General features: G+C 41.5%; 19 protein-coding genes and 1 tRNA gene. 12 read left to right on the top strand and 8 right to left on the bottom strand.

Annotated features, from left to right (window positions below):
- Window positions 1–97: 97 nt before the first annotated feature.
- Both A3K91_RS12960 and A3K91_RS12965 read right to left on the bottom strand, forming a co-directional pair.
- Window positions 98–499, bottom strand: coding sequence for an ATP synthase subunit I (locus A3K91_RS12960; protein WP_062845641.1), 402 nt, complete (start codon window positions 497–499; stop codon window positions 98–100).
- 271 nt (window positions 500–770) lie between these two features.
- Window positions 771–1,601 carry a metal ABC transporter solute-binding protein, Zn/Mn family gene (locus tag A3K91_RS12965; protein WP_228139870.1) on the bottom strand — a complete coding sequence of 277 codons (831 nt, stop codon included), beginning with the start codon at window positions 1,599–1,601 and terminating at the stop codon, window positions 771–773.
- A 265-nt stretch (window positions 1,602–1,866) separates the two neighbouring features.
- On the opposite strand from A3K91_RS12965, the gene A3K91_RS12970 reads away from it, so the two are divergent.
- The 6 genes from A3K91_RS12970 (at window position 1,867) to gluQRS (ending at window position 7,416) form a co-directional block, all read left to right on the top strand.
- Complete coding sequence (locus tag A3K91_RS12970) at window positions 1,867–2,421, top strand: Fur family transcriptional regulator (RefSeq protein ID WP_062845643.1); 555 nt, start codon at window positions 1,867–1,869, stop codon at window positions 2,419–2,421.
- Window positions 2,422–2,481: 60 nt separating this feature from the next.
- Window positions 2,482–3,285 carry a metal ABC transporter ATP-binding protein gene (locus tag A3K91_RS12975; protein ID WP_084387358.1) on the top strand — a complete coding sequence of 268 codons (804 nt, stop codon included), beginning with the start codon at window positions 2,482–2,484 and terminating at the stop codon, window positions 3,283–3,285.
- An 84-nt stretch (window positions 3,286–3,369) separates the two neighbouring features.
- Window positions 3,370–4,188, top strand: coding sequence for a metal ABC transporter permease (locus tag A3K91_RS12980; RefSeq protein ID WP_062845644.1), 819 nt, complete (start codon window positions 3,370–3,372; stop codon window positions 4,186–4,188).
- Window positions 4,189–4,431: 243 nt separating this feature from the next.
- The gene (locus A3K91_RS12985; protein ID WP_062845645.1) at window positions 4,432–5,268 is read left to right on the top strand and encodes a metallophosphoesterase; all 837 of its coding nucleotides are present in this window, start codon (window positions 4,432–4,434) and stop codon (window positions 5,266–5,268) included.
- Between the two features lie 491 nt (window positions 5,269–5,759).
- On the top strand, window positions 5,760–6,197 hold the full coding sequence (dksA, locus tag A3K91_RS12990) for an RNA polymerase-binding protein DksA (RefSeq protein WP_062845646.1): 438 nt from the start codon (window positions 5,760–5,762) through the stop codon (window positions 6,195–6,197).
- 280 nt (window positions 6,198–6,477) lie between these two features.
- Window positions 6,478–7,416 (top strand): tRNA glutamyl-Q(34) synthetase GluQRS, encoded by a 939-nt coding sequence (gene gluQRS, locus A3K91_RS12995; RefSeq protein WP_062845647.1) that lies wholly within the window; start codon window positions 6,478–6,480, stop codon window positions 7,414–7,416.
- A gap of 195 nt (window positions 7,417–7,611) precedes the next feature.
- Here gluQRS and ftsW read toward each other — a convergent pair whose 3' ends face one another.
- Both ftsW and murD read right to left on the bottom strand, forming a co-directional pair.
- Window positions 7,612–8,808, bottom strand: coding sequence for a putative lipid II flippase FtsW (gene ftsW / locus A3K91_RS13000; RefSeq protein WP_167541803.1), 1,197 nt, complete (start codon window positions 8,806–8,808; stop codon window positions 7,612–7,614).
- Between the two features lie 282 nt (window positions 8,809–9,090).
- Complete coding sequence (murD, locus tag A3K91_RS13005) at window positions 9,091–10,515, bottom strand: UDP-N-acetylmuramoyl-L-alanine--D-glutamate ligase (protein ID WP_062845648.1); 1,425 nt, start codon at window positions 10,513–10,515, stop codon at window positions 9,091–9,093.
- A gap of 645 nt (window positions 10,516–11,160) precedes the next feature.
- Here murD and A3K91_RS13010 point away from each other — a divergent pair.
- The 4 genes from A3K91_RS13010 (at window position 11,161) to A3K91_RS13025 (ending at window position 15,798) form a co-directional block, all read left to right on the top strand.
- The gene (locus A3K91_RS13010) at window positions 11,161–12,660 is read left to right on the top strand and encodes a SulP family inorganic anion transporter (protein ID WP_062845649.1); all 1,500 of its coding nucleotides are present in this window, start codon (window positions 11,161–11,163) and stop codon (window positions 12,658–12,660) included.
- A gap of 159 nt (window positions 12,661–12,819) precedes the next feature.
- The gene (locus A3K91_RS13015) at window positions 12,820–13,680 is read left to right on the top strand and encodes a universal stress protein (RefSeq protein WP_062845650.1); all 861 of its coding nucleotides are present in this window, start codon (window positions 12,820–12,822) and stop codon (window positions 13,678–13,680) included.
- Between the two features lie 440 nt (window positions 13,681–14,120).
- Entirely contained in the window at window positions 14,121–14,459 is a 339-nt protein-coding gene (locus A3K91_RS13020) for a P-II family nitrogen regulator (RefSeq protein WP_010197981.1), read from the top strand.
- A gap of 76 nt (window positions 14,460–14,535) precedes the next feature.
- Window positions 14,536–15,798 carry an ammonium transporter gene (locus tag A3K91_RS13025; RefSeq protein ID WP_062845651.1) on the top strand — a complete coding sequence of 421 codons (1,263 nt, stop codon included), beginning with the start codon at window positions 14,536–14,538 and terminating at the stop codon, window positions 15,796–15,798.
- A gap of 104 nt (window positions 15,799–15,902) precedes the next feature.
- Here A3K91_RS13025 and A3K91_RS13030 read toward each other — a convergent pair whose 3' ends face one another.
- The 3 genes from A3K91_RS13030 to A3K91_RS13040 all read right to left on the bottom strand — a co-directional run bounded on the left by A3K91_RS13030 (window position 15,903) and on the right by A3K91_RS13040 (window position 17,775).
- The gene (locus A3K91_RS13030; protein ID WP_062845652.1) at window positions 15,903–16,286 is read right to left on the bottom strand and encodes a DUF2147 domain-containing protein; all 384 of its coding nucleotides are present in this window, start codon (window positions 16,284–16,286) and stop codon (window positions 15,903–15,905) included.
- A 249-nt stretch (window positions 16,287–16,535) separates the two neighbouring features.
- Window positions 16,536–16,799 (bottom strand): hypothetical protein, encoded by a 264-nt coding sequence (locus A3K91_RS13035; protein WP_062845653.1) that lies wholly within the window; start codon window positions 16,797–16,799, stop codon window positions 16,536–16,538.
- Between the two features lie 145 nt (window positions 16,800–16,944).
- The gene (locus A3K91_RS13040) at window positions 16,945–17,775 is read right to left on the bottom strand and encodes a DNA/RNA non-specific endonuclease (RefSeq protein ID WP_228139871.1); all 831 of its coding nucleotides are present in this window, start codon (window positions 17,773–17,775) and stop codon (window positions 16,945–16,947) included.
- A gap of 195 nt (window positions 17,776–17,970) precedes the next feature.
- Here A3K91_RS13040 and A3K91_RS13045 point away from each other — a divergent pair.
- Window positions 17,971–18,061, top strand: a tRNA-Ser gene (locus tag A3K91_RS13045).
- A gap of 283 nt (window positions 18,062–18,344) precedes the next feature.
- Window positions 18,345–19,703 (top strand): tyrosine-type recombinase/integrase, encoded by a 1,359-nt coding sequence (locus tag A3K91_RS13050; RefSeq protein ID WP_062845655.1) that lies wholly within the window; start codon window positions 18,345–18,347, stop codon window positions 19,701–19,703.
- A 203-nt stretch (window positions 19,704–19,906) separates the two neighbouring features.
- On the opposite strand, the gene A3K91_RS13055 is transcribed toward A3K91_RS13050, so the two are convergent.
- On the bottom strand, window positions 19,907–20,905 hold the full coding sequence (locus tag A3K91_RS13055) for a hypothetical protein (RefSeq protein ID WP_136139149.1): 999 nt from the start codon (window positions 20,903–20,905) through the stop codon (window positions 19,907–19,909).
- Between the last annotated feature and the right edge of the window lie 259 nt (window positions 20,906–21,164).

Below are 21,164 nucleotides of genomic sequence, written 5' to 3' on the forward strand. Positions count from 1 at the left end.
CTTTGACTTGATAAAACTAGTCATAGAGAAGCTGGACGGCAGGGTGACTTGCTGAGTGCTATTAATCAATTATCTGCATAGCGATTATTTATTAACACTAGCGTATATGCCACAACATCCAACTGTGACTAATTTGCATTACCATAAAACCGATAAACAGCGCAGGCGCTGATAGGGGTTGTACGGTAATAAAAATTAGTGCGAAACCAAACACGGTCAATAACCATTTGGCCATCTGACCTCGGTAAAGCTGGCTAACAATATGTTGGCGCGCGCGATAACCGGTATACCAAAAAATAAAAAAAGCGAATACTGCTTGAGTGACAAAACTAAGTAGCGCACCAATCGCGGTACTTTTCGCTATGGTCAACTGACTACTGTTAAGCCAAACCGTATCTAGTGCCCAAACAATCAGGATAAGAATAAATAATATCCATGCTTGGCGTTTGATATAGATGCCGATTTTATCTTTTTGTGTGCGTTTAGCAGGCTTGGTCATGAGTATTCCTATAGCATTATAGCAGCAGGATAATGTCGTATACCTATGCGTACGATATTTTTATCCTTAAACAGCTTACGCTATATCATTACTTTTTAACCAAAATAAAACGCTACTTATTATAAGGAGCCTAACTCCTTTAAGCAAGCATAATATTAAATTTGTCAATTATTTAACATCAAACCATGACCAAAACCAAGTCTTATCTACATTTGATTGACTTGATTTGTGCGTATACTAACACTTATTTGGTCAATGGTTGCATTTAATCTTATTTACCATCGATACAGTGATTGATTTGCTGCGCCATATTTGTCCAACCTTCTACAAATTCTTGGCTGTCACTCATGTCTTCAATTTGTACGGTAGTGCTGACTGGCTGTAGCTTAGCAAGTAGGCCTTTTGCTGCTGTGCTCTGATTGACCAAACACATCTGTTTAGTAGGACGATGTTCGTTCAACCAACGCAATTGACTGGCTTTTGGAGACAAGTGATGATCTGGGCTTAAACTGCCAGCCAGCTTTACTTGTGCTGCTTTTTCGATGTATTGATACGCATCATGATATGCCCAATAAGGACGAGCTTTTTGTCTGGTCTTTTGGATTTGAGCGACGGCTGCATCCATACGCTGAGCAAATTTTTCGGTATTGGCTTGGTAAGTTTCTTTATATTCTGGATTGGCGTTGCTATGAATAACTGCCAATGCGCGGGTGATGGCTTTAGCGTTTTCTGGATCAAGCCAGATATGCGGGTCAAGAGTACCTGCAATCGGTGCACCTGTGATATCACGAAGCGGATGACGATTAAAGGCCTTAAAATCGAATAGTGCAATGGCATTGGGTGCGGTCTTTAAACTTCCTGTAAGACTATTCTCTAAAGCGTCACCAAACCAAACCACATACTTGCTGTCTTTGATGGCTTTTTTATCACTCGGACTAATACTACCATGATGCCCGACATCACCAGCTTGTAGGATTTGATTGGCAGCGGGTGTGCCTTCAGTGACCGCTTGACTGAGCAGAGACATTGGATGGTTGCTGACGCTGACCGTTGCAGCTTGTGCCTGTAGAGCCAAAGAGCCAAGTAGCACAGCACCAGTCATCAACAATCTCTTTGATAAGACGTTTGAACATAGGGGAAGTTTGGAAACTGAGATCATAGTAAATTCTTAGATAGTTGAATAATAGAAGGATGAATCAATATCTTGGTATAACTTGGATGATTGAAAATAGAGGTATGTCGAGATAATTTAAGACAACTCCTCTGTTTTTCACTTTATTATGTTATACTATAACAATAAAAAATACTATGATAAAACAAAAAACACTATAATAAAATGAGCCATTTTATTTTTAGGAGCATGCAGTATGTCCAACAGTTTATCTATGTGCGAACATTTGCATGATGTACAAGACTTTACGCCGCAGGATGTAACTGAACGTTTGGCGGCAGCCAAAGAGCAATGTACCTCAACTGGCGCACGCTTTACTGCTTTGCGTCAACAAATATATCAGTTGGTATTAGAGGCCAACAAACCTATTGGTGCCTACGATTTAATCACCCAGTTGCAGCAAATGCGATCGTTGGAATCTGATATCTCAGATGAGACGCCAAAAGGATCATCAAAACAACAAGCCCCGAAGAACGTTGCACCGCCGACCGTTTATCGCAGTTTGGAGTTTTTATTAGGTGAAGGCTTGATTCATCAATTGACTTCTATCAATGCTTATGTACCTTGTTGTCATCCAAGAGCGCAACATACGGCAGCATTTTTGATTTGTGAGCAGTGCCAACGTGTACAAGAATGTAGTAGCTTACCCGTACAAGAGATGATGGGTTTTGCTGAACAAGACATTGGTTTTGTTGTCGCACGTAGTGTGATTGAGCTGAGTGGTTTATGTCAGACATGCCAGTCAAGATAAGTCGTATTATTACTGATACTTCTTATTTCTATTCTTTTTTAATTAAGTCGCTGTGACCTTATGAAAACTTCTGCCTTCTCTTCGAATAAACAATCAGTCTCCCCCACTGATACTCACGCTATCGATGATAAAACGCAGCTATTGAGTTTGCAAAACGTGAGTTACTACATCGGGCAACAGCGGTTACTCTCAGATATTGATATCGATATTGCTGTCAATGAAACAGTGAGTCTTGTCGGTCCTAATGGCGCTGGTAAGTCAACATTGGTGAAGCTGATTTTAGGGTTGATTGATCCAACCAAAGGTGGCATTAAAGCACATCAACCCTTGCAGCTTGGCTATGTGCCGCAGCGCTTTACTGTACCGCCCATACTACCGTTACGAGTAAGCGATTTATTGGGGCAAGCAAACAAAACAAGGTTAACGCCTGAGCAGCGCCAGTTCATCTTTGATAATTTGTCATTGACGCATTTATTATCGCGACAAATGCTACATTTATCTGGTGGGGAGACACAGCGCGTATTGCTGGCTCGAGCATTACTAGACAAGCCCAATTTATTGGTTTTGGATGAACCTATGCAAGGATTGGATCCTGACACTGAGGTTTGGCTTTATCAGTTCATCGATCAATTACCAGATTTCTTGCGTTGTGCCATGCTGGTAGTATCCCATGACTTACATTGGGTCATGAGAGGCAGTCGCCGAGTGATTTGTCTGAATAAGCATATTTGTTGTGAGGGGCAACCAAGCGAGCTTGCGATTAGCACAGAATTTCAAAAGCTTTTTGGTCATTACTACGAGCAGCCCTATGTACATCAACCTCACGCTTGTACACATAGCGCGCCAAGTGAGCTTGAGCTCTAATTATTACCATCAAACCCACCTAAGCTGAATGCATAATATTTGCATTCGGCGTTATGTTTTATAAAAATTTTACGGATATATATTATGACTGCTTGGTTAGCCATCATTGCCCCTGCTTGGATCGCTGGCAGTATTTTAGCGCTATTATCAGCACCCTTAGGCTGTTTGGTATTGTGGCGACGTATGGCATTTTTTGCGGATGCATTGGCACATGGCACCTTACTCGGCGTTGCCTTGGCAGTATGGTGGCAGTTACCAATGGGTATTGGTATTGGCTTGGTCAGTCTTGTGGTGGTATTTGGCTTAGTACTGATTGATGATGAGCGCCTGCCATCTGATGCCGTATTGGCAGTTGTGGCGGTATCTTTACTATGTTTGGGTCTATTAACCTTGACTCAGTTGACCGACCATCAGGCCAATGTGCTGGGATTCTTATTTGGTAATCTGCTTGAGCTAGATTGGGCCGATTTGCCGTTGATTGCTGGCAGCGTAGCCGTTGGATTGGGCTTGCTTATTTATATATGGCCGGCGCAAATCAAACTTGCCACCCATGAAGCGTTAGCCCGTATTCAGGGCATCAATCCAACCCGTCAGCGACTATTTTTTATGGGTGTGCTGGCAGGATTCTGCGCGATTGCCTTACAAGCGGTGGGTAGTTTATTAATCAGTGGCTTGTTGGTCTTGCCAGCACTCACAGCGCGCCTATGGTCAAAATCACCGAAACATATGGTAATCATAGCATTGCTTATTGCTCAGCTTGGTGTCACATTAGGCGTTTGGGGTAGCATTTGGCTCGATATACAGACTGGACTCTCTATCGTATTAATCCTAGCCATTTTATTCTTTGTGGCGCTAATCGTCTCAAAACTGATCGCTAAGAAGTTTTGGTCTGCTCGTCATTAATCGCTATATAGGGCCAAGCATTATTGTTTTGCCCTACTTTCTAATTCAACTTTATTTTATCAATAATGCTAGAGCTTTCATGGGCTTTATGTTATAAATTTTTCTTAGCATTATTGACAACCACGTTAGACTTTCGTTGAAGATGCTCATTGATGCGACGCATAACGGCAGTAAACGATAGAAGGCGCTTACTTATTTATTTTAACAACATTCATTGTTTTGACTCGATAAGGGGCTCATCCAATGCCAACCTATCCGGCTCATAAAATCAGCACAGTAGATAAACAGGTAAACATACTACAGATCACAGATTTGCACTTATCAACGCCTCTGACGTCTATAACGGATGGCGATGATAAAGCAGCTGTTTGTCAAGATTGCTTTGAGACCGTTCTACACCAAGCATTAAGTACAGAAATTCGTTGTGATTTGATTCTTGTGACTGGCGACTTGGTCAATCAAGTTAAGACCACGATTTATGATCATATTTTTGAGACACTACACGCAACTGGCATCCCGTTTGCTTGTATTGCTGGCAACCATGATGTCACCGATGAAGCAGGTTGCGATTTACCGTTTTTACAGCGTCAATTGATTCCTCAGCCAACCGATGCCCGTTTACTGAGTCGACATGTTATTGATACAGATTATTGGCAGTTGTTGTTATTGGATTCGTCTATCACAGGTAAAGTGGCAGGTGAAGTGACGCCTGCGGATATTGTTTGGTTGTGCAAAAGACTAGAGAGCTGCGATAAACCTGCTTTAATTGCTCTACATCACCATGTAATACCAGTAGATTCTGCTTGGATTGATGGTCATATGACAGAAAACGCCGAAGACTTTTGGCAACATATGGCAGCATATGAACATTTAAAAGTCATTATCAGCGGTCATACTCACCAAGATCAGATTCGTCATCGTCAAGGAGTGACGGTCTACAGCACGCCCTCTACTTGTTACCAGTTTAAGCCTTTTGAAAACGATTTTGCTTATGATAAAAGCACTCAGCCTGGTTATCGCTGGTTGCAATTAGCCAACAATGGAAAGGTTGCAAGCTGGGTTGAAAGACTGGATACTTGATGCCCAGATTTATTGACAACCTAATGATTCTAGGCCTTGTGCGCTATGGTTTTAGCCCATATATTTTGGTTGAATGTGGAAGGCTTCACGAGGTAAAGAGGTTGGTAATATGAAAAATCACTTCATTATTTTTAGAAACAATGATACAACTTATAAAATAAAACGAGGACTACCAGATATTGGATATTGGGCAGAATTATAATAGCTAGGATGGCTTGACCGACCACAAGCTAAGTTTTCACAGTCAACAATTTGTAGCATTGTATAGACGATGCTATTTAAATAAAAAAATATACAACAATATACCTGACTAGCCATGTGTCAATGTCAGCACATCAAGATACCGTACTATTAGATCAGCTGTGTTACTTGTGTCACCAAGTGGTAAAACGTTTAGTAAAGGGACAAATCTTAGCGTTGGTAAATTGATAGCGTCTTGTCTTTTGATACGTCGTTTTATTGAATTAATTTGAGAAAAGTAGGATACCTATATGAGCACCCTGACCACAAACCCGAGTGAAGTGAAATTTACTCCTTATGTGCCTGCCGAAGGCGAAGAGTATATGTCTGATGCGCAGCTAGAGCACTTCAAGGCTATTTTATTAGACTGGAAGAACCAATTGATTGGTGAAGCGGATCGTACTAAGACCTATATCCAAGACGAATCAAGTGCCATGCCAGATATCAATGACCGTGCCACTCAAGAAGAAGAATTTGCATTGGCTTTACGTACGCGTGACCGTGAACGTAAGCTTATCCGCAAAATCGACAAATCTATGGCAGAAATTGAAAATGACGACTATGGATTTTGTGAGACTTGCGGGGTAGAGATTGGTCTACGCCGTCTTGAAGCTCGTCCGACAGCCACCCAATGTATTGATTGTAAGACACTGTCTGAGATCAAAGAACGTCAAAATCAGGGCGCTTAAAAGACTTTCTCACATAATACGATGCGTTAAGTAAAAACACGAGCGACCATGCTATTGGTCGCTCGTTGCGTTTCATACTATGCAATTTTGACTAGCAATCATAAGTAATTGTCTTTTCTGCGCTAGAGTAAAGACAGCTGATACGTATGATGACCACCATGAACTAAATCTAACTAAAATAGACCTAGTTTATGCATATCTTTTTGCAGCCTTCTTTATTATTCTAGTCATATATCTCTTTTATCACTCATCTTTTATTTTACAAGTCACTCAAATCCTTATGCCAACGTCAATCACACCCCCGCCTATTGGCCGTTTCGCTCCTTCACCAACTGGTGAGTTACATCTGGGCTCATTAACGACCGCCCTTGCCAGCTTTTGCCACATAAAATCATTGGGTGGTCGATGGCTATTACGCATTGAAGATACGGATACCGAGCGCTGCGATCAGCAGTTTACTGAACAAATCCTAATAGACCTAGAAGCGCTTGGGCTGCATTGGGATGGCGATGTTATTTATCAGTCCGAACGCATCGATATTTATAATGATTACTTATCCTCTGCTCTGCGTCCTTTAACTTACGGTTGTGAGTGCTCACGTAAGAATTTGGAGCAGTATTGGGCAAAGGAGAAACAAACAAATCTTCTCGATGAGGCTAATCAATTACAGCCAAATAGAACGCATTATCCACGCTGCTGTGTCTCTAAAGAGCTAGATAGGCAGCAGCATAAGCTACGTATACAGTTACCAAATTATTGGATTGGCTTTAACGACGGCATTCAAGGCATACAATGGGACAATCCTCAGCAGACACTGGGGGACATGGTGGCTCGTCGCCAAGATGGTATGATTAATTATATATTGGCAGCGAGTATCGACGATGGTTTGCAGCAAATCACTCATATCATGCGAGGCTTGGATATCTTGCCAATGACAACAGCACAAGTCAGTATCATGCAGGCCGCTCAGCTGCCAGCCGTCGACCATTGGTATCATTTACCACTGATCTGCAACCCAGATGGGCAAAAACTCTCTAAACAAAATCTTGCTCAGCCCATCGACACACGTGACCCTAGTGGTTTAATTGCTAAAGCGCTCCAGCTATTACAGCAGCCTGCTGTTGACAAAGACACACCCACCAATATGCTCAAACAGGCGATTGCTCAGTGGGATAATACGCCTTTACAAGGCAAACAACAGCTCAACGCTATTGAGTAATAAGCACAAAAAAGCGCCGCCATTAGCGATGCTTTAACAAACTCAAAATTCACTTATTAAGACCATTATTACTATGAATGCTACTATAAGACTGGGATGAATTTTTCGAAGCCTCTGACGTGCCAAACACGCAGCAAGCGAGTAAAATTCATACCAGTCTTACCTCGCTATTGGCGTAGCGCTTTCAATTTTCATTTAGTAATAACGGCACTGACTCTTTTCAATCTCAGGACTCTCTTTGTAGATTTTCAATAGTAATGCAACCATCACCAAGCTAATCAGCATAGAAGAACCACCGTAACTGAAGAATGGCATGGTCAAGCCCTTGGTTGGGAGCGCACCCATATTCATACCAGCGTTAATGATTGTCTGCGCGATAAACACCACACCAATCCCAAACGCGGTATAGCTCATACGCATCTGTCGACGTTTTAGCGCGTTATAACTAATACGCATCGCACTACCAATAATTAGTGCCTCGAGTATCAATACCATAGCGACACCAACAAACCCCAGTTCTTCACCCGTAATGGCCAACAAGAAATCGGTATGCGCCTCTGGTAGATGCGAGAGTTTTTGTATGCTCTCACCATAACCCACCCCGGCAAACTCTCCGCGACCAAAAGCAATCAAACTGCGTGCTAACTGATAATCGGTATCTTGCACATCGTCAAAAGGATCGACAAACGACAGCACACGCACCAATCGATACTGTGCCGTTGTCACCATCAGAACGGCACCACCAATGGCGGCTGCGCCCAATGCTAAAAAATGCTTATAAGGGGCACCAGCGATATAAAAAATCGCAAAGATGGTACCTAAAATCACAACGAAGGAACCAAAATCTGGTTGTGACAACAACAAGATAGTTATCAGCGCAACCACCAACATAATCCGCAAAAAGCCATCCAAGCCATTACGTACTTCAAATGAGCGGCGCACCACAAAGTCTGACACAAAGACTATCATGACCAATTTGGCCAGCTCTGCCACCTGAAAATTGAAAACGCCCAAATTCAGCCAGCGTTTAGAACCATTAATTGGTGCACTAAACAAGGTGGCTACTAATAATAAGCCCGTGATGCCCAATAACATAAACTGAGTTTCAGTCTTATATAAGGTTCGTAAGGACACGCCATAATAAGGGATAGCCGCAATTATCAGACCGATGGCCATATATAGAAGCTGATTATCAAAAAAGTAAAGCTCTGTCATACCGCGACTGAGCGCAAAAGGAATGGATGCAGAAGCCACCATCAATAAACTCAGTACCATCATACAGCCGACGCTTGAGATTAAGATGGCACGGGCTGACGGTATAGATAGCACACCATCTGTACCTGAGGCTGGTTTTGGCTGAGATGAGGAACGAAACAAGGAAGAGAGCGCCATAATTTTATATACACTAACGAACGAAAAAACACGGCGTCTATTAAACGCCACCGTTTGAAAAATAAAAAGTAAATCGAATCAGATGCCGACAGTACGGCCCAATCCTGATAGAGGAATAATGTCGTACTCAACATCTATTCCCCGTTCAATACAGCCTTAATATGGAACATATCGTTGAGCGAACCATAGAGGCTACTACCCAATAGGCTAATCATGGTTGACAGTATCAGTAATCTATAGCCAAAACAATCATTTATACAGAAAATACAAGCGTCTACTTAATCAGACCACCTGATTGGCCATACTCAATTGATTGACGAGTTGAATGAAGTGTTCACCACGGGCAGCATAACCGCTATATTGATCAAAGCTGGCACAAGCTGGTGACAATAACACAGCCTGCACTTGTGATAAGCTACTTTTAGTCACTTGCGGTACAGTGGCAAAAGCATTCTCCATCGTCTGACACTGATAGAGTGCTACATCCTCGCTTAGCTTAGCTGATCGAAGATGCTGCTCGATCATTTTGGCATCTTCTCCAATCATCAGTACATGACTGACATATTGATTAATAAAAGACGTCAACTCACCAAATTGTTGACCTTTACCCTGCCCGCCTAAAATCAATAATAGCTTACCATCTTTTGGCGCATAGACTTCGCCGAGTCCTTGAATAGCGGCTATGGTCGAGCCAATATTAGTACCTTTCGAATCATTGAAATAATCGATATTGGTAACTTTGGCGACGTACTGACAGCGATGATCAAGTCCTGAAAACTGTTGCAAAGTCTGTAGCATGCTATCAAGTGGCAAACCGGCAAGCTCACCTAACGCCAATGCAGCTTGGGCATTGAGCAAATTATGACGACCTTTAATCAACAGTTTGTCTGCCGACAGTAGCCTTTCTGTACCGCGCGCAAGATAAGTTTGACCTTCAGAATCAATGATAAGACCATACTGCCCTTTATCAGGAGCCTGAATACTGGTGCTCACTCTAGGTAGGTTATCGGCAACCAGCGGGCGAGTGAGTGCGTCTTCTCGGTTAATGACCACAGATTTGGCACCTTGAAAGATGCGATGTTTTGCTTGATGATAGCCAAGCATATCGCCATGGCGATCCAAATGATCAGGCGACATATTAAGGACCGTGGCCACCTGCGCTCCCAAATTGGTCACCGTTTCTAGCTGAAAGCTGGACAATTCAAGCACGGCCAGTTCCATATCGTCATTGGCAAGTAGGGTCAATGCTGGTACGCCTATGTTGCCACCGACACCAACATTCACCCCAGCATCCGCTGCCATTTGTCCAACCAATGTCGTCACTGTACTTTTGGCGTTAGAGCCTGTTATCGCTACTATTGGTACAGTGCAAGCTTCACAGAATAGCTGAATATCACTGACAACGGGAATGTTGGCTTGCCGTGCAGCCGCCACAGCATCGGTATCAAGAGAGATACCAGGACTAATAATAATACGCGCCGCTTGTTGTAATAGCTCTGCGTCGATGCTACCAAACTGGCGAATGCTAATCTCAGGAGGTAACTGATTGGCTAACTTGGGTGCAGCTTGCGCGTCTGTGACAGCTACCTGATAGCCTTGATTGGCCAAATAGTGCGCGACCGATAGCCCCGATTGTCCCAAACCGACCACGACTTGTAGACCACTGCCTTTATGAAGTAAAACGTCTGCTGCAGTACTGGTGGTCATATCTATTCCTTCTATTAAATGCGCGAAATGGCATCAAACAAACCTAGGGTGGCAATAAGCAAAACGATACCATTGAGATGAGAAGCATCATAACGGTATCGTTTAGATTTCGGTACTGCTTTTTTATGACTTTATGCTATGATGCGCCTGTTTTTATATACAGAAGCTAATGTTATAATAGTCATTCTGATTTATATATGACTGGGTATTAATCCACCCGTTTTAGTTTATCATGTTGTCACTGTTGGCGCGCTATTGTCATCTCTTTAGCAACAGTCCATGTTGTGATAACGGTATATCAGACTATCGCTGTCATCTGACAGGTTATTTATCACTCTCTAACGCAGCAACTCACTGCTGACGCTATTCGTTATTATATACGCTATTTTTAATACCTGACTTTACGCATCCTATTTTAAACATGATTTTTAGGCAATCTCACAGCATTTATCCTCGTGTTGATGAATGTTGAGCGCATGCATAATGTGAGTAAACATATTTTGTACTGGTCCTTAATAATTCAATACTACAACGCGACACAACTCACGTTGTTGTAAAAATGACCCGCTATGATTATAGCGACGCAATCATTTTATCAGTGAATAATGATTACTCTTTTTGCCTCCAACCTTATACAGTTTACTTATGACATCTTTTATTGATAACTTACGTGATGAGTGGTTTTCCAATGTACGCGGTGATGTTTTATCAGGTTTGGTCGTTGCACTGGCCTTAATTCCTGAAGCCATTGCTTTTTCTATAATCGCAGGGGTTGATCCCAAAGTTGGCTTATACGCTTCGTTTTGTATCGCTGTGGTCATCAGTTTTGTCGGAGGTCGTCCTGCTATGATTTCGGCAGCAACAGGGGCCATGGCGCTGGTGATGGTCGATTTGGTTGCCGAGCACGGCTTGCAGTATTTACTGGCAGCGACTTTATTATGCGGTGTCTTTCAGATTGTGATGGGCATTTTAAAGCTTGGTAATTTGATGCGCTTTGTTTCGCGCTCAGTGGTCATTGGCTTTGTTAATGCGCTGGCAATATTGATATTCGCTGCTCAGCTACCAGAGCTAAACCCGATGACTGAAGGCGTCGGTATGACGGTTTATATCATGACCGCAGTGGGTTTAGCGATTATCTACTTGTTCCCGCTCATTCCTAAGGTTGGGCGTGTCATTCCCTCACCCCTTATCTGTATTGTTGGGTTAACCGCTGTTGCGATGTATATGAATCTTGATATTCGTAATGTTGGCAGTATGGGCGATCTGCCTGACTCACTACCGATGTTTTTGTTGCCTGATATTCCATTGAACCTAAACACGCTATTTATCATTGCACCTTATTCTATCGCGCTTGCCATCGTTGGTTTATTAGAGTCTATGATGACAGCCACGATTGTCGATGAATTGACAGACACACCAAGTGATAAAAACCGTGAATGTCGCGGCCAAGGTATGGCAAACGTCGTTTCTGGTTTTTTTGGTGGTATGGCAGGCTGTGCGATGATTGGTCAATCTATGATCAATGTCAAATCAGGTGGGCGGACACGGTTGTCTACCTTGATCGCAGGGGCGGTTTTGCTCATTATGGTGGTATTTTTAAGTGAGTGGGTCAGCCAAATCCCAATGGCAGCCCTCGTTGCAGTAATGATTATGGTCTCTATCGGTACATTTAACTGGCAATCTATTCGCGAGTTTAAAACGCATCCTATGTCATTCAATATTGTGATGTTAGCGACCGTTTTGACTACCGTGTTTACACACAATCTGGCTTATGGCGTGGGTGTGGGTGTATTGTTTTCTGCCTTGGCCTTTGCCAATAAGATTGGTCAGTTTTTAACCATATTTAGTGAGTATGATGAAAGCAGCAACACGCGCTATTATTATGTGCAAGGGCAAGTTTTCTTTGCGTCTACGACACAATTTTTAGGCAGTTTTGATACCAAAGAAGCATTGGACAACGTTCAGATCGACGTCAGCCAAGCACATTTTTGGGATGTCAGTGCCGTCGATACGCTAGATAAGCTGGTTATGCGCTTGCAACGTGAAGGCACAGATGTCAAAGTGGTAGGACTCAATCATGCAAGCCGAACCTTGATTGATCGCTTTTCTGTCCATGATCTTCGCGAGATTGGTTTGCTCGATTAATCAACGCTACATTTATTGATCGAACAGACCGTCAGATGTCGATCATCAATAAACGGTTGAATAAACAGCTGTATTGGCATAAAAAACTGGGTATCAATCTGACTGCCCTTAGTTGAAGCAAGCAGCTGCATCTTATTACTGCAATGATAGAGTGGTCTTATGAGTAATTTAAAACCCGATAGTGTGATCGCCTGCTTGGACTGCCCAGATCATGTACAGGCCGTATTAGAAGCAAGTATGTGGGCCTCTACTCGTATGCAAGCACCTGTGGGATTGCTACATTCTGTACCAAGCTTGCAACAAAAAGCCGCTGTCAATTATTCAGGCTGCCTGAATATCGATGATGAAAACACTTTGCTTGAGCAGTTTACAACCACAGAGCATTTGGGTAATTGTGAACTAAAATCGCAAGGCAAACTGCTGCTACATCAAGCCACCACTTACTGCGAACAGCAGCGCCACAAGCTCAAGACTTATACCTTACATCGCCACGAAAACTTGAGTGAGAGTATCGATTATGTCGATGATGAAGCACAATTGATTGTGATCGGTCACCATGTGACCTGCAAATCAACATTGGGCCAACTGATTAGAGTCAGTCATTGCCCCATTTTGGTGACTCATGCACCATTTTTGCCCCCTACTACGGCCTTATTCGCCTTCGATAATAGTCCAACGTCTCACAAACTCCTCAATTGGCTGTGCAAAACGTCCCTTGTTCGTGCTTTGACGGTTCACATTGTCATGGTAGGCAAAGAGAACTCTGAGAATTGTGATGCGCTACGTGAAGCCTATGCGCGCCTCAGGCAGGCGGGTATCAAATCTAAAAAAGCCCTATTAGACTGCCGTGATGTGACTGCGGCTTTGAATTACTATCAAACTCAAAACAATATCGGGCTTTTGATGACAGGTGCTTTTGGCCAATCTCGTCTGCGTGGCCTACTAAAAGGCAGCGATACCAAAAAACTGCTACACAGTACTAAAACACCTTACCTTCTTTTACCGAAAGATTACGCGTAGTTTTAGACCCAAGTCTCCTCTATCTAAGCGCAGAGTATGAGTAACATCAGGCTCTGCTACTTGTCTTTATTGCGCTCATCTCTTCATTCTCTCTTTATCAAATTCTAATAATGCCTTATTAAATCAAGTTAGCAAAACATCACATGAAATAAGGGGATAGCCTCCCCAAGCACTTAAAAAGTTGGTTATAATAAAGTTTTCGTTGGTTCACGCCAAAGGTCGATAGACATTAGTTATGCTGGCTACAATGGCTTTTACCGTTGTAGCAGAGTCAGTATCTTTTGCCACAACTGTCATCATTTTTAGAAAATATATCCGATTTACCTCCCCCTTGAGTAAATTGGCACAGTTCTTGAATGACTAATAGTAAGCAAGGCAGCGATACGATATATCCTAATGTCTCTATCAACCTGCGGCATCACACAAATAAGGAATTTTTTATGAAGCTAATCACTGCGATCTTAAAACCGTTTAAGCTCGATGATGTACGTGAAGCGCTTTCTGACATCGGAGTAAAAGGTGTCACTGTTACTGAGGTCAAAGGTTTCGGTCGCCAAAAAGGTCACACAGAACTTTATCGTGGCGCAGAGTACGTGGTGGATTTTTTACCTAAAGTAAAGGTTGAAGTGGCTGTTATCGATGAGATGGTTGAACCTGCAATCGAAGCCATTACTCGCATTGCTAGTACAGGTAAAATCGGTGATGGCAAAATCTTTGTCACAGCGCTTGAGCAAGTCATCCGTATACGTACAGGCGAGACAGGTCCTGATGCTATCTAACGCATCAGACCAATTTATAGATAGACCATAACAGTCATACCGATAGCTTATTGCATCAATTCAAGGGGGAATTAACATGCAAAACCAAATCTTCGAGCTCCAGTACGCACTTGATACCTTTTACTTTTTAATATGTGGGGCGCTAGTCATGTGGATGGCAGCGGGCTTCACTATGCTAGAAGCCGGTCTGGTTCGTTCAAAAAACACGGTTGAAATCTTAACCAAAAACGTCGCCCTTTTTGCTACTGCTAGTATCATGTACATGGTATGCGGTTACGCGATTATGTATGGTGGCGAGTTTTTCTTAAGCGGTATCGCAGGCGGTGAGACATTGGTACAAGATGCTTTAGCTGCTTCAGCAGAAAATGGCTTTGGTGGTGATTCTGTTTACTCCGCTGCGTCTGACTTCTTTTTCCAAGTGGTGTTTGTTGCGACCTGTATGTCCATCGTATCAGGTGCAGTGGCTGAGCGTATGAAGCTATGGTCCTTTTTATTGTTTGCGGTCATTATGACTGGGTTTATTTACCCGTTGGAAGGAAGCTGGACATGGGGCGGTAATGATGTCTTTGGCTTATACAATCTTGGCGACATGGGTTTTTCTGACTTTGCCGGTTCTGGTATTGTACATATGGCAGGGGCAGCAGCAGCCTTGGCAGGTGTTTTGCTACTAGGTGCACGTAAAGGTAAATATGGCTCTAATGGTGAGATACGTGCTATTCCTGGAGCAAATTTACCACTCGCGGCCCTTGGTACACTGATCTTATGGATGGGCTGGTTCGGCTTCAATGGCGGCTCTGTATTAAAACTTGGTGATATTGCCAGTGCCAACTCAGTCGCTGTGGTATTTTTGAATACCAACGCAGCAGCAGCAGGCGGCGCTATTGGCGCACTACTAATCGCTCGCTTAATTTTTGGCAAAGCAGATTTGACCATGCTCTTAAATGGTGCACTTGCAGGTTTGGTCGCAATTACCGCAGAACCCTCTACACCTTCTGCCCTGCAAGCCACTCTATTTGGTTTGATCGCTGGTGTCATCGTGGTACTGTCTATTTTAGCATTGGATAAAATAAAAATAGATGATCCAGTTGGTGCTATTTCAGTTCATGGTGTGGTAGGTCTGTTTGGCATACTTATTGTACCGATTACCAATTCAGGCGTCACGTTTGTCGGACAACTCGCTGGTGCTGCCACGATCTTTGTATGGGTGTTCGTTGCCAGTTTAATCGTGTGGTCTATTATCAAATTAGTGATTGGTCTACGTATCTCTGAAGAAGATGAGTATGAAGGTGCGGATATCGCTGAGTGTGGTATGGAAGCGTATCCAGAGTTTGTCAGATAACATGAGAATGCTTTACTAAATACTCATCCAACAAAAAACCCGCAGAGCCAAAAGGTTCTGCGGGTTTTTATTAGTTTTAACTTTATAAAAAATATACGATCAGCTTATTTCTTTTTCCATTGTTGACTGCGTGAAAATGGACCGATATACCCTTTAATGTTCAAGGTATTGCCACTTAAGGTAGCTGTCATACGATAGTCTTTACCTTTTGCTGGGTCAGTAATTGTACCGCCACTATATTTGCCATTGCCATCAGATTTCAGGCCTTTGATGACTGTCGTACCAATATATTGTTTACCCTTTTCCGTATTAGCAGCGATAAGTTTACCAGTCAACACGCCATTAGATTCAGTAATTTTTACAGTACCTTTTGGCTGACCTTCATCAAACGTCTGCCAAGTGGTATTGGCTAATGGATCAGCGGCAAATGCCATGCTAGCAATACTGATACCGGCAACAGCTAACGTGGTTTTTGTAAATAGTTTCATAGATTGACTCCCTTCATACAATGATTGCTCGAAACATGATGTTTCTGATTTCTATGCTTATCCTTTGCTAGAATTTCCTACTATAGGCACCGCGATTTTATATAATGTGAAAGATATTTATCGTGTTTGCCTGCTAGTTTTTTCAAAGACATAAGCGATGTCTTGAATTCATTATAAGCAATTTTTAGCGTTTGCCTAGTAATTTTTTTACGCATTATTATTTCCATAAAACAAAACCATATCAAAGAGTTACAGAAAGGGGTTGTCGATATTTTTGTCCAATTGGTCATCTTTTTCTTTTGACTTACCCTCTTGCTTACTATAGAGACTATAACTTTCGAACGCTTGGACAATTTTATTCGCTAGCTCCTGCAACTGCTGCGCTTGCTCATACCCAGCAGCGTCTAGCGTCAATTCGACATCGCCATACATAATGATTTTGTATTCTTGATTCTCAATGACAAGCTCACCTATTTGCATGCTTTGGTGGTTGTTGGCAAATGGTTCAATCATCTGATCATCCTTTTTATTGACAGTCTTTTGCTTATATTTGTTTACCAAACAGCCTTTGACCAATCAGTATCTGATCAACGGCTTCATAAATCATTATTTAAAATAAAGTACCATGAAATCAATACCTTCTTGGTTTGCTCTCTCTTTACGCTTGTAGCTGCGTTAATATCCAATCAATAATTGCCCAAACGAATAGCATCCATTCAGGCTCTTTTTGTGACGCCTCAGGCACGTCTGAACTCTCTCCTGCCTTCAATGGCAAATCAAAAGCCTGTGCCTTGGTTTCGGTATCAAGCACAGGTAATGCATCGATACCCGTCTTGTCCATCAACTCATCAACACTGATAACTTGTATACGCTCTGACTCGTCGTTAGGCGCGTAATAAACGCCTGCTTGGTTAATTGCTGGAATATAAACAGCTTTATAAAAGTGGCTGGGTACAAGCACTCGATCCGCCAGTTGCTTGGTTTTTTTGTCTGTAAATGCTACCCCTGTTACCGCATAAACCTCACCATACTGCTGAGTCAAGTAACGAGTTGCCGATTCAATATTGCGCCAGATATAGCGATTGTTGCGTGGCGACTGCGGAGCAATGTTGGCCAGACTAAAGCTATCATATTGCTGGCTACGCGTTGCCATATCCCCATTTGGCGATAAATGACCGCGATCATAGCCAGAGCCTGAATAGTCAGATAATGAGGCGCGCATAGATTTTGGTAATCTACTCTCTTCATGAAAGCTGTCTTCGCGATCTATCTGCTTGGCTTGTTGTAAACGGGTACGATCCAAATACTCTGCTGACCATAGTGGTGTACGTGATACACCAGAGTACATCACTGCAAAACCATCCATGCACAATGCCTGCGTCTTATTATTTAATTTGGTATTAGTAAACTCAGGATAAATACCGCCATAAAAAGACTGACTACATTGACTAAAATCATGAGCATATGCTGTCGCTAAAGGGATTGCCATAGCCATCACTGTCATCATGACGTTGTTTTTAAAACTGTGTTTGAGCCTGCCAAGACTTATCATGCAACTATCAACCATCTATCTATGCGTATCATTACGTGTACGCTATCGTAGCAGGCGTCTGCAAATAAAGAAAGATAAGGCGTAAGTCGTGACATTTTAAATGCTATCGGCTATACTAACCCGTCTCAAAACGGTGAAGTGGGTGAGTGGCTGAAACCGCACGCCTGGAAAGTGTGTATACGTTAATCGCGTATCGAGGGTTCGAATCCCTCCTTCACCGCCAATCTTATAAAAACCTAGTTTTCCCATCTTGTCCTAAATACTCCTATATCTCTCTGTAAACCTTTATAAATAACGCGTCTAGCGTTTTTTTTATGTCTACTGTTTTCCCAAGCTATCCGAACATAACCCACCTATTCCGTGGCTTGTGTTGGTCTATTCGTTGGTCTATGATTCATATACACCGTAATTAGACCAACATTCGATCTAGATTTATATGCCTTAGACCAACATAATCGTCTTAAAGCTTTAAACATATAGCTCGTAGGTATAGGAAATAGACCAACATGTTAAGTGATAGTAAGATCCGTAAGCTCAAACCCACTGATAAATGCACCCCTTCTCGTCCAGATAAATATAGCGATCATCAAGGTCTACAATTGCTCGTGCGTAGCACTGGTACAAAGTCATGGATAAGTGCTTATCGCTTTGATGGTAAGCAGCAAAAAACTACTTTAGGTACATACCCACAGATGAGCTTAGCAGAAGCTAGAGGTGCTAACGCTGATATTAAAACTTTAGTAGCTAATGGAATCAATCCAAAAAATAAAAAGCGTCAAGACAGACTTGCGAACGAGCAAGCTAAAATGTTCAATGATTATGCGCTTGAATGGCTAGAGGAGCGTGAGCGCAACGTAAAGCCTCGCACTTATCAGCAAGACTATAACCGTATGCATAAAGACGTGCTGCCGAGCTTTGAAGGCATCGCTTTAAAAGATGTAACATTCGAAGATTGCAAATCGATGGCAGACAAAATTGAAAGTAGGGCTGAAAAAGGAACACCGCCACGAGAAGTAACCAGACGTACTATTGATCTCGTTGGCAATATTCTCAAAAGAGCTAAGAGAGAACGTCTAATTGAGGTAAATCATACAGAAGGGTTAAAAGAGCTATATCCGAAAGCGAAAACTAAGCACATGAAACACGTTGAGCTTAGTCAGCTACCTAAGCTCTTACAAGACATTGAAAGCTACCATGGTCATGACCAAACTCGATTGGGAATGAAATTTCTAGCCTATTCATTCTGTCGTACTATCGAGCTACGTATGATGAAATGGGAGCATATCGACTTCCCTAACCGTCTATGGCGTGTTGATATCGATAATCTTAAGATAGCGCGTAAGCATGTTGTTCCTTTATCAGATCAGATGCTAGCAGTGTTAGAAGAGATGAGACCCATTACAGGTCAATATGAATACGTGTTCTATCATACTGGTATGCACCAGCCTTATAGCGAAGAATTCATTAATAATGCTTTAGACATCCTTGGCTACGCTGGCAAGCAAACTGGTCACGGATTCCGGCATATCGCCTCAACTAACCTAAACGAGCTTGGCTATATGGGCGATGCCATCGAAAAGCAGATGGCACATGATAAGAAAAGTAGCATCCGCGCAGTTTATAACCACGCGCAACACTTAGAGGAACGACGCAAAATCATGCAGGTTTGGGCAGATTTTTTAGATCTACTCAGAGACAAAGGTGAAGTTGTAGACTTTCAGACAGCACGGCAACAGATTGAGAGTTCTTTAGCCAAATCTGAGAATGGATTAACGAAACACAGGAAAAATATAATGATAAACGCTTTACTAGATCAAGGTTTGACTATAGAAGACTTAAAACGATTCATCATTTCTGAAGACTAGAACTTTTTGCTATGCTCGAAACTATTATGTAGTCAGCACAAACTTTACAACCTTTGTAGTGCTCGTTGCAGAAACAACAGTCTCAGATACCGTCATGACTACCCCTCTATTCACCTATTTTTTTAATAATAGATTTAATAGCCATTACTTATTTTTCGATTATTTAATCACAAGCATTTACACATTTCTATCAAAAAATCTCATCAAATCTTAACATCATATCTATCATTACCGTTATTATTCAAATACTTGAGTTCATATTCTTTGTTAATCAACCGCTCAAGAATAGCAGAATCTGATAGTCCTTCGATAATAGATATCTTGTTCAACCTATCTTTGGTATTTTTAGTTAATGGTAGGTGATATTGTTTTTTTACCATTCCTGAGTCACGATGTACCTTCTGATTCCAAGATTTTTTCATTCTATCTATAAACTTCCTCTTAGAATCTGTCTCCTTATATTTTCGATTTTCTAGACCAAAAGATTCTATATCTATAAAATCAAGAGCTGCTAATAACACACTATGAAAATGTTCAGTTGAACTTATGCCTCTAATACCATTAATGTAACATCCTTTGTCTTCAAGATACTTTTTTAACCATTTTATTTGGTAATCATCAGCAGTTTCAATCCAATTTGTGTAGGTACATTGGTCATATATATCCGACCACAACAATCTAGCATGATCCATGATTTTTATCTTTTTATTTTTATCTTGAAATATATGATCTATGCTATAACTATCAAACAACTCATAAATGCATTTAATTACATACCCGTGTTCATCAACTAATATGTCTCCGTATTCAGGTGGATATAGATATCCAGTAACATCTTTATTGCCAATTTTGTTTTTATTGAGTATCTCTAAATTGAATAAAGATCTTAAATATATCAATATAAAAAATTGAGCTCTTAAATCTCCATATAACCATTTGAAATATTTTTCCTCAATAAAGAAAATTTCTTCCATAGTCTTTAAAGATTTTTCTATCTCAGGATAATTTTTATTTCTTAAAATATATTTGATAAAATCTTCTTTATCTATTTTTTTATATTCATAATTATGATTATAAACAGGATAGCGATTATGAAAAAATACAAGACTGTTTAACTTTCTTTGACTTAATCCTTCTATTTTTGTAATAAAAGCAGCTTTGTGTTCACTAATATTATTGAGTTGTCTTTCATTATCTTTCATAGTCATGACCTTGTTCGTATAAAAATATGCTATCACGCGTGATAAAACTGAAAACAATCTGAATATTTTACCTATTGTATGTAAAATCGGCAATATTTCTTTCATGCTTTCCTTCACTCTTAAGACACAATAGACTTGAATGTTAAGTGAAAAATTCACTTAAGATTTTTTCTTGATCTCAATATAATTTTATTTTCTCAAAAATCATGATGATAATTTAAATATTTATCAACTAAAAATCGTAACTCCCCATCTAGAG

The sequence above is a fragment of the Psychrobacter alimentarius genome (genome assembly GCF_001606025.1).
Classification (GTDB): domain Bacteria; phylum Pseudomonadota; class Gammaproteobacteria; order Pseudomonadales; family Moraxellaceae; genus Psychrobacter; species Psychrobacter alimentarius.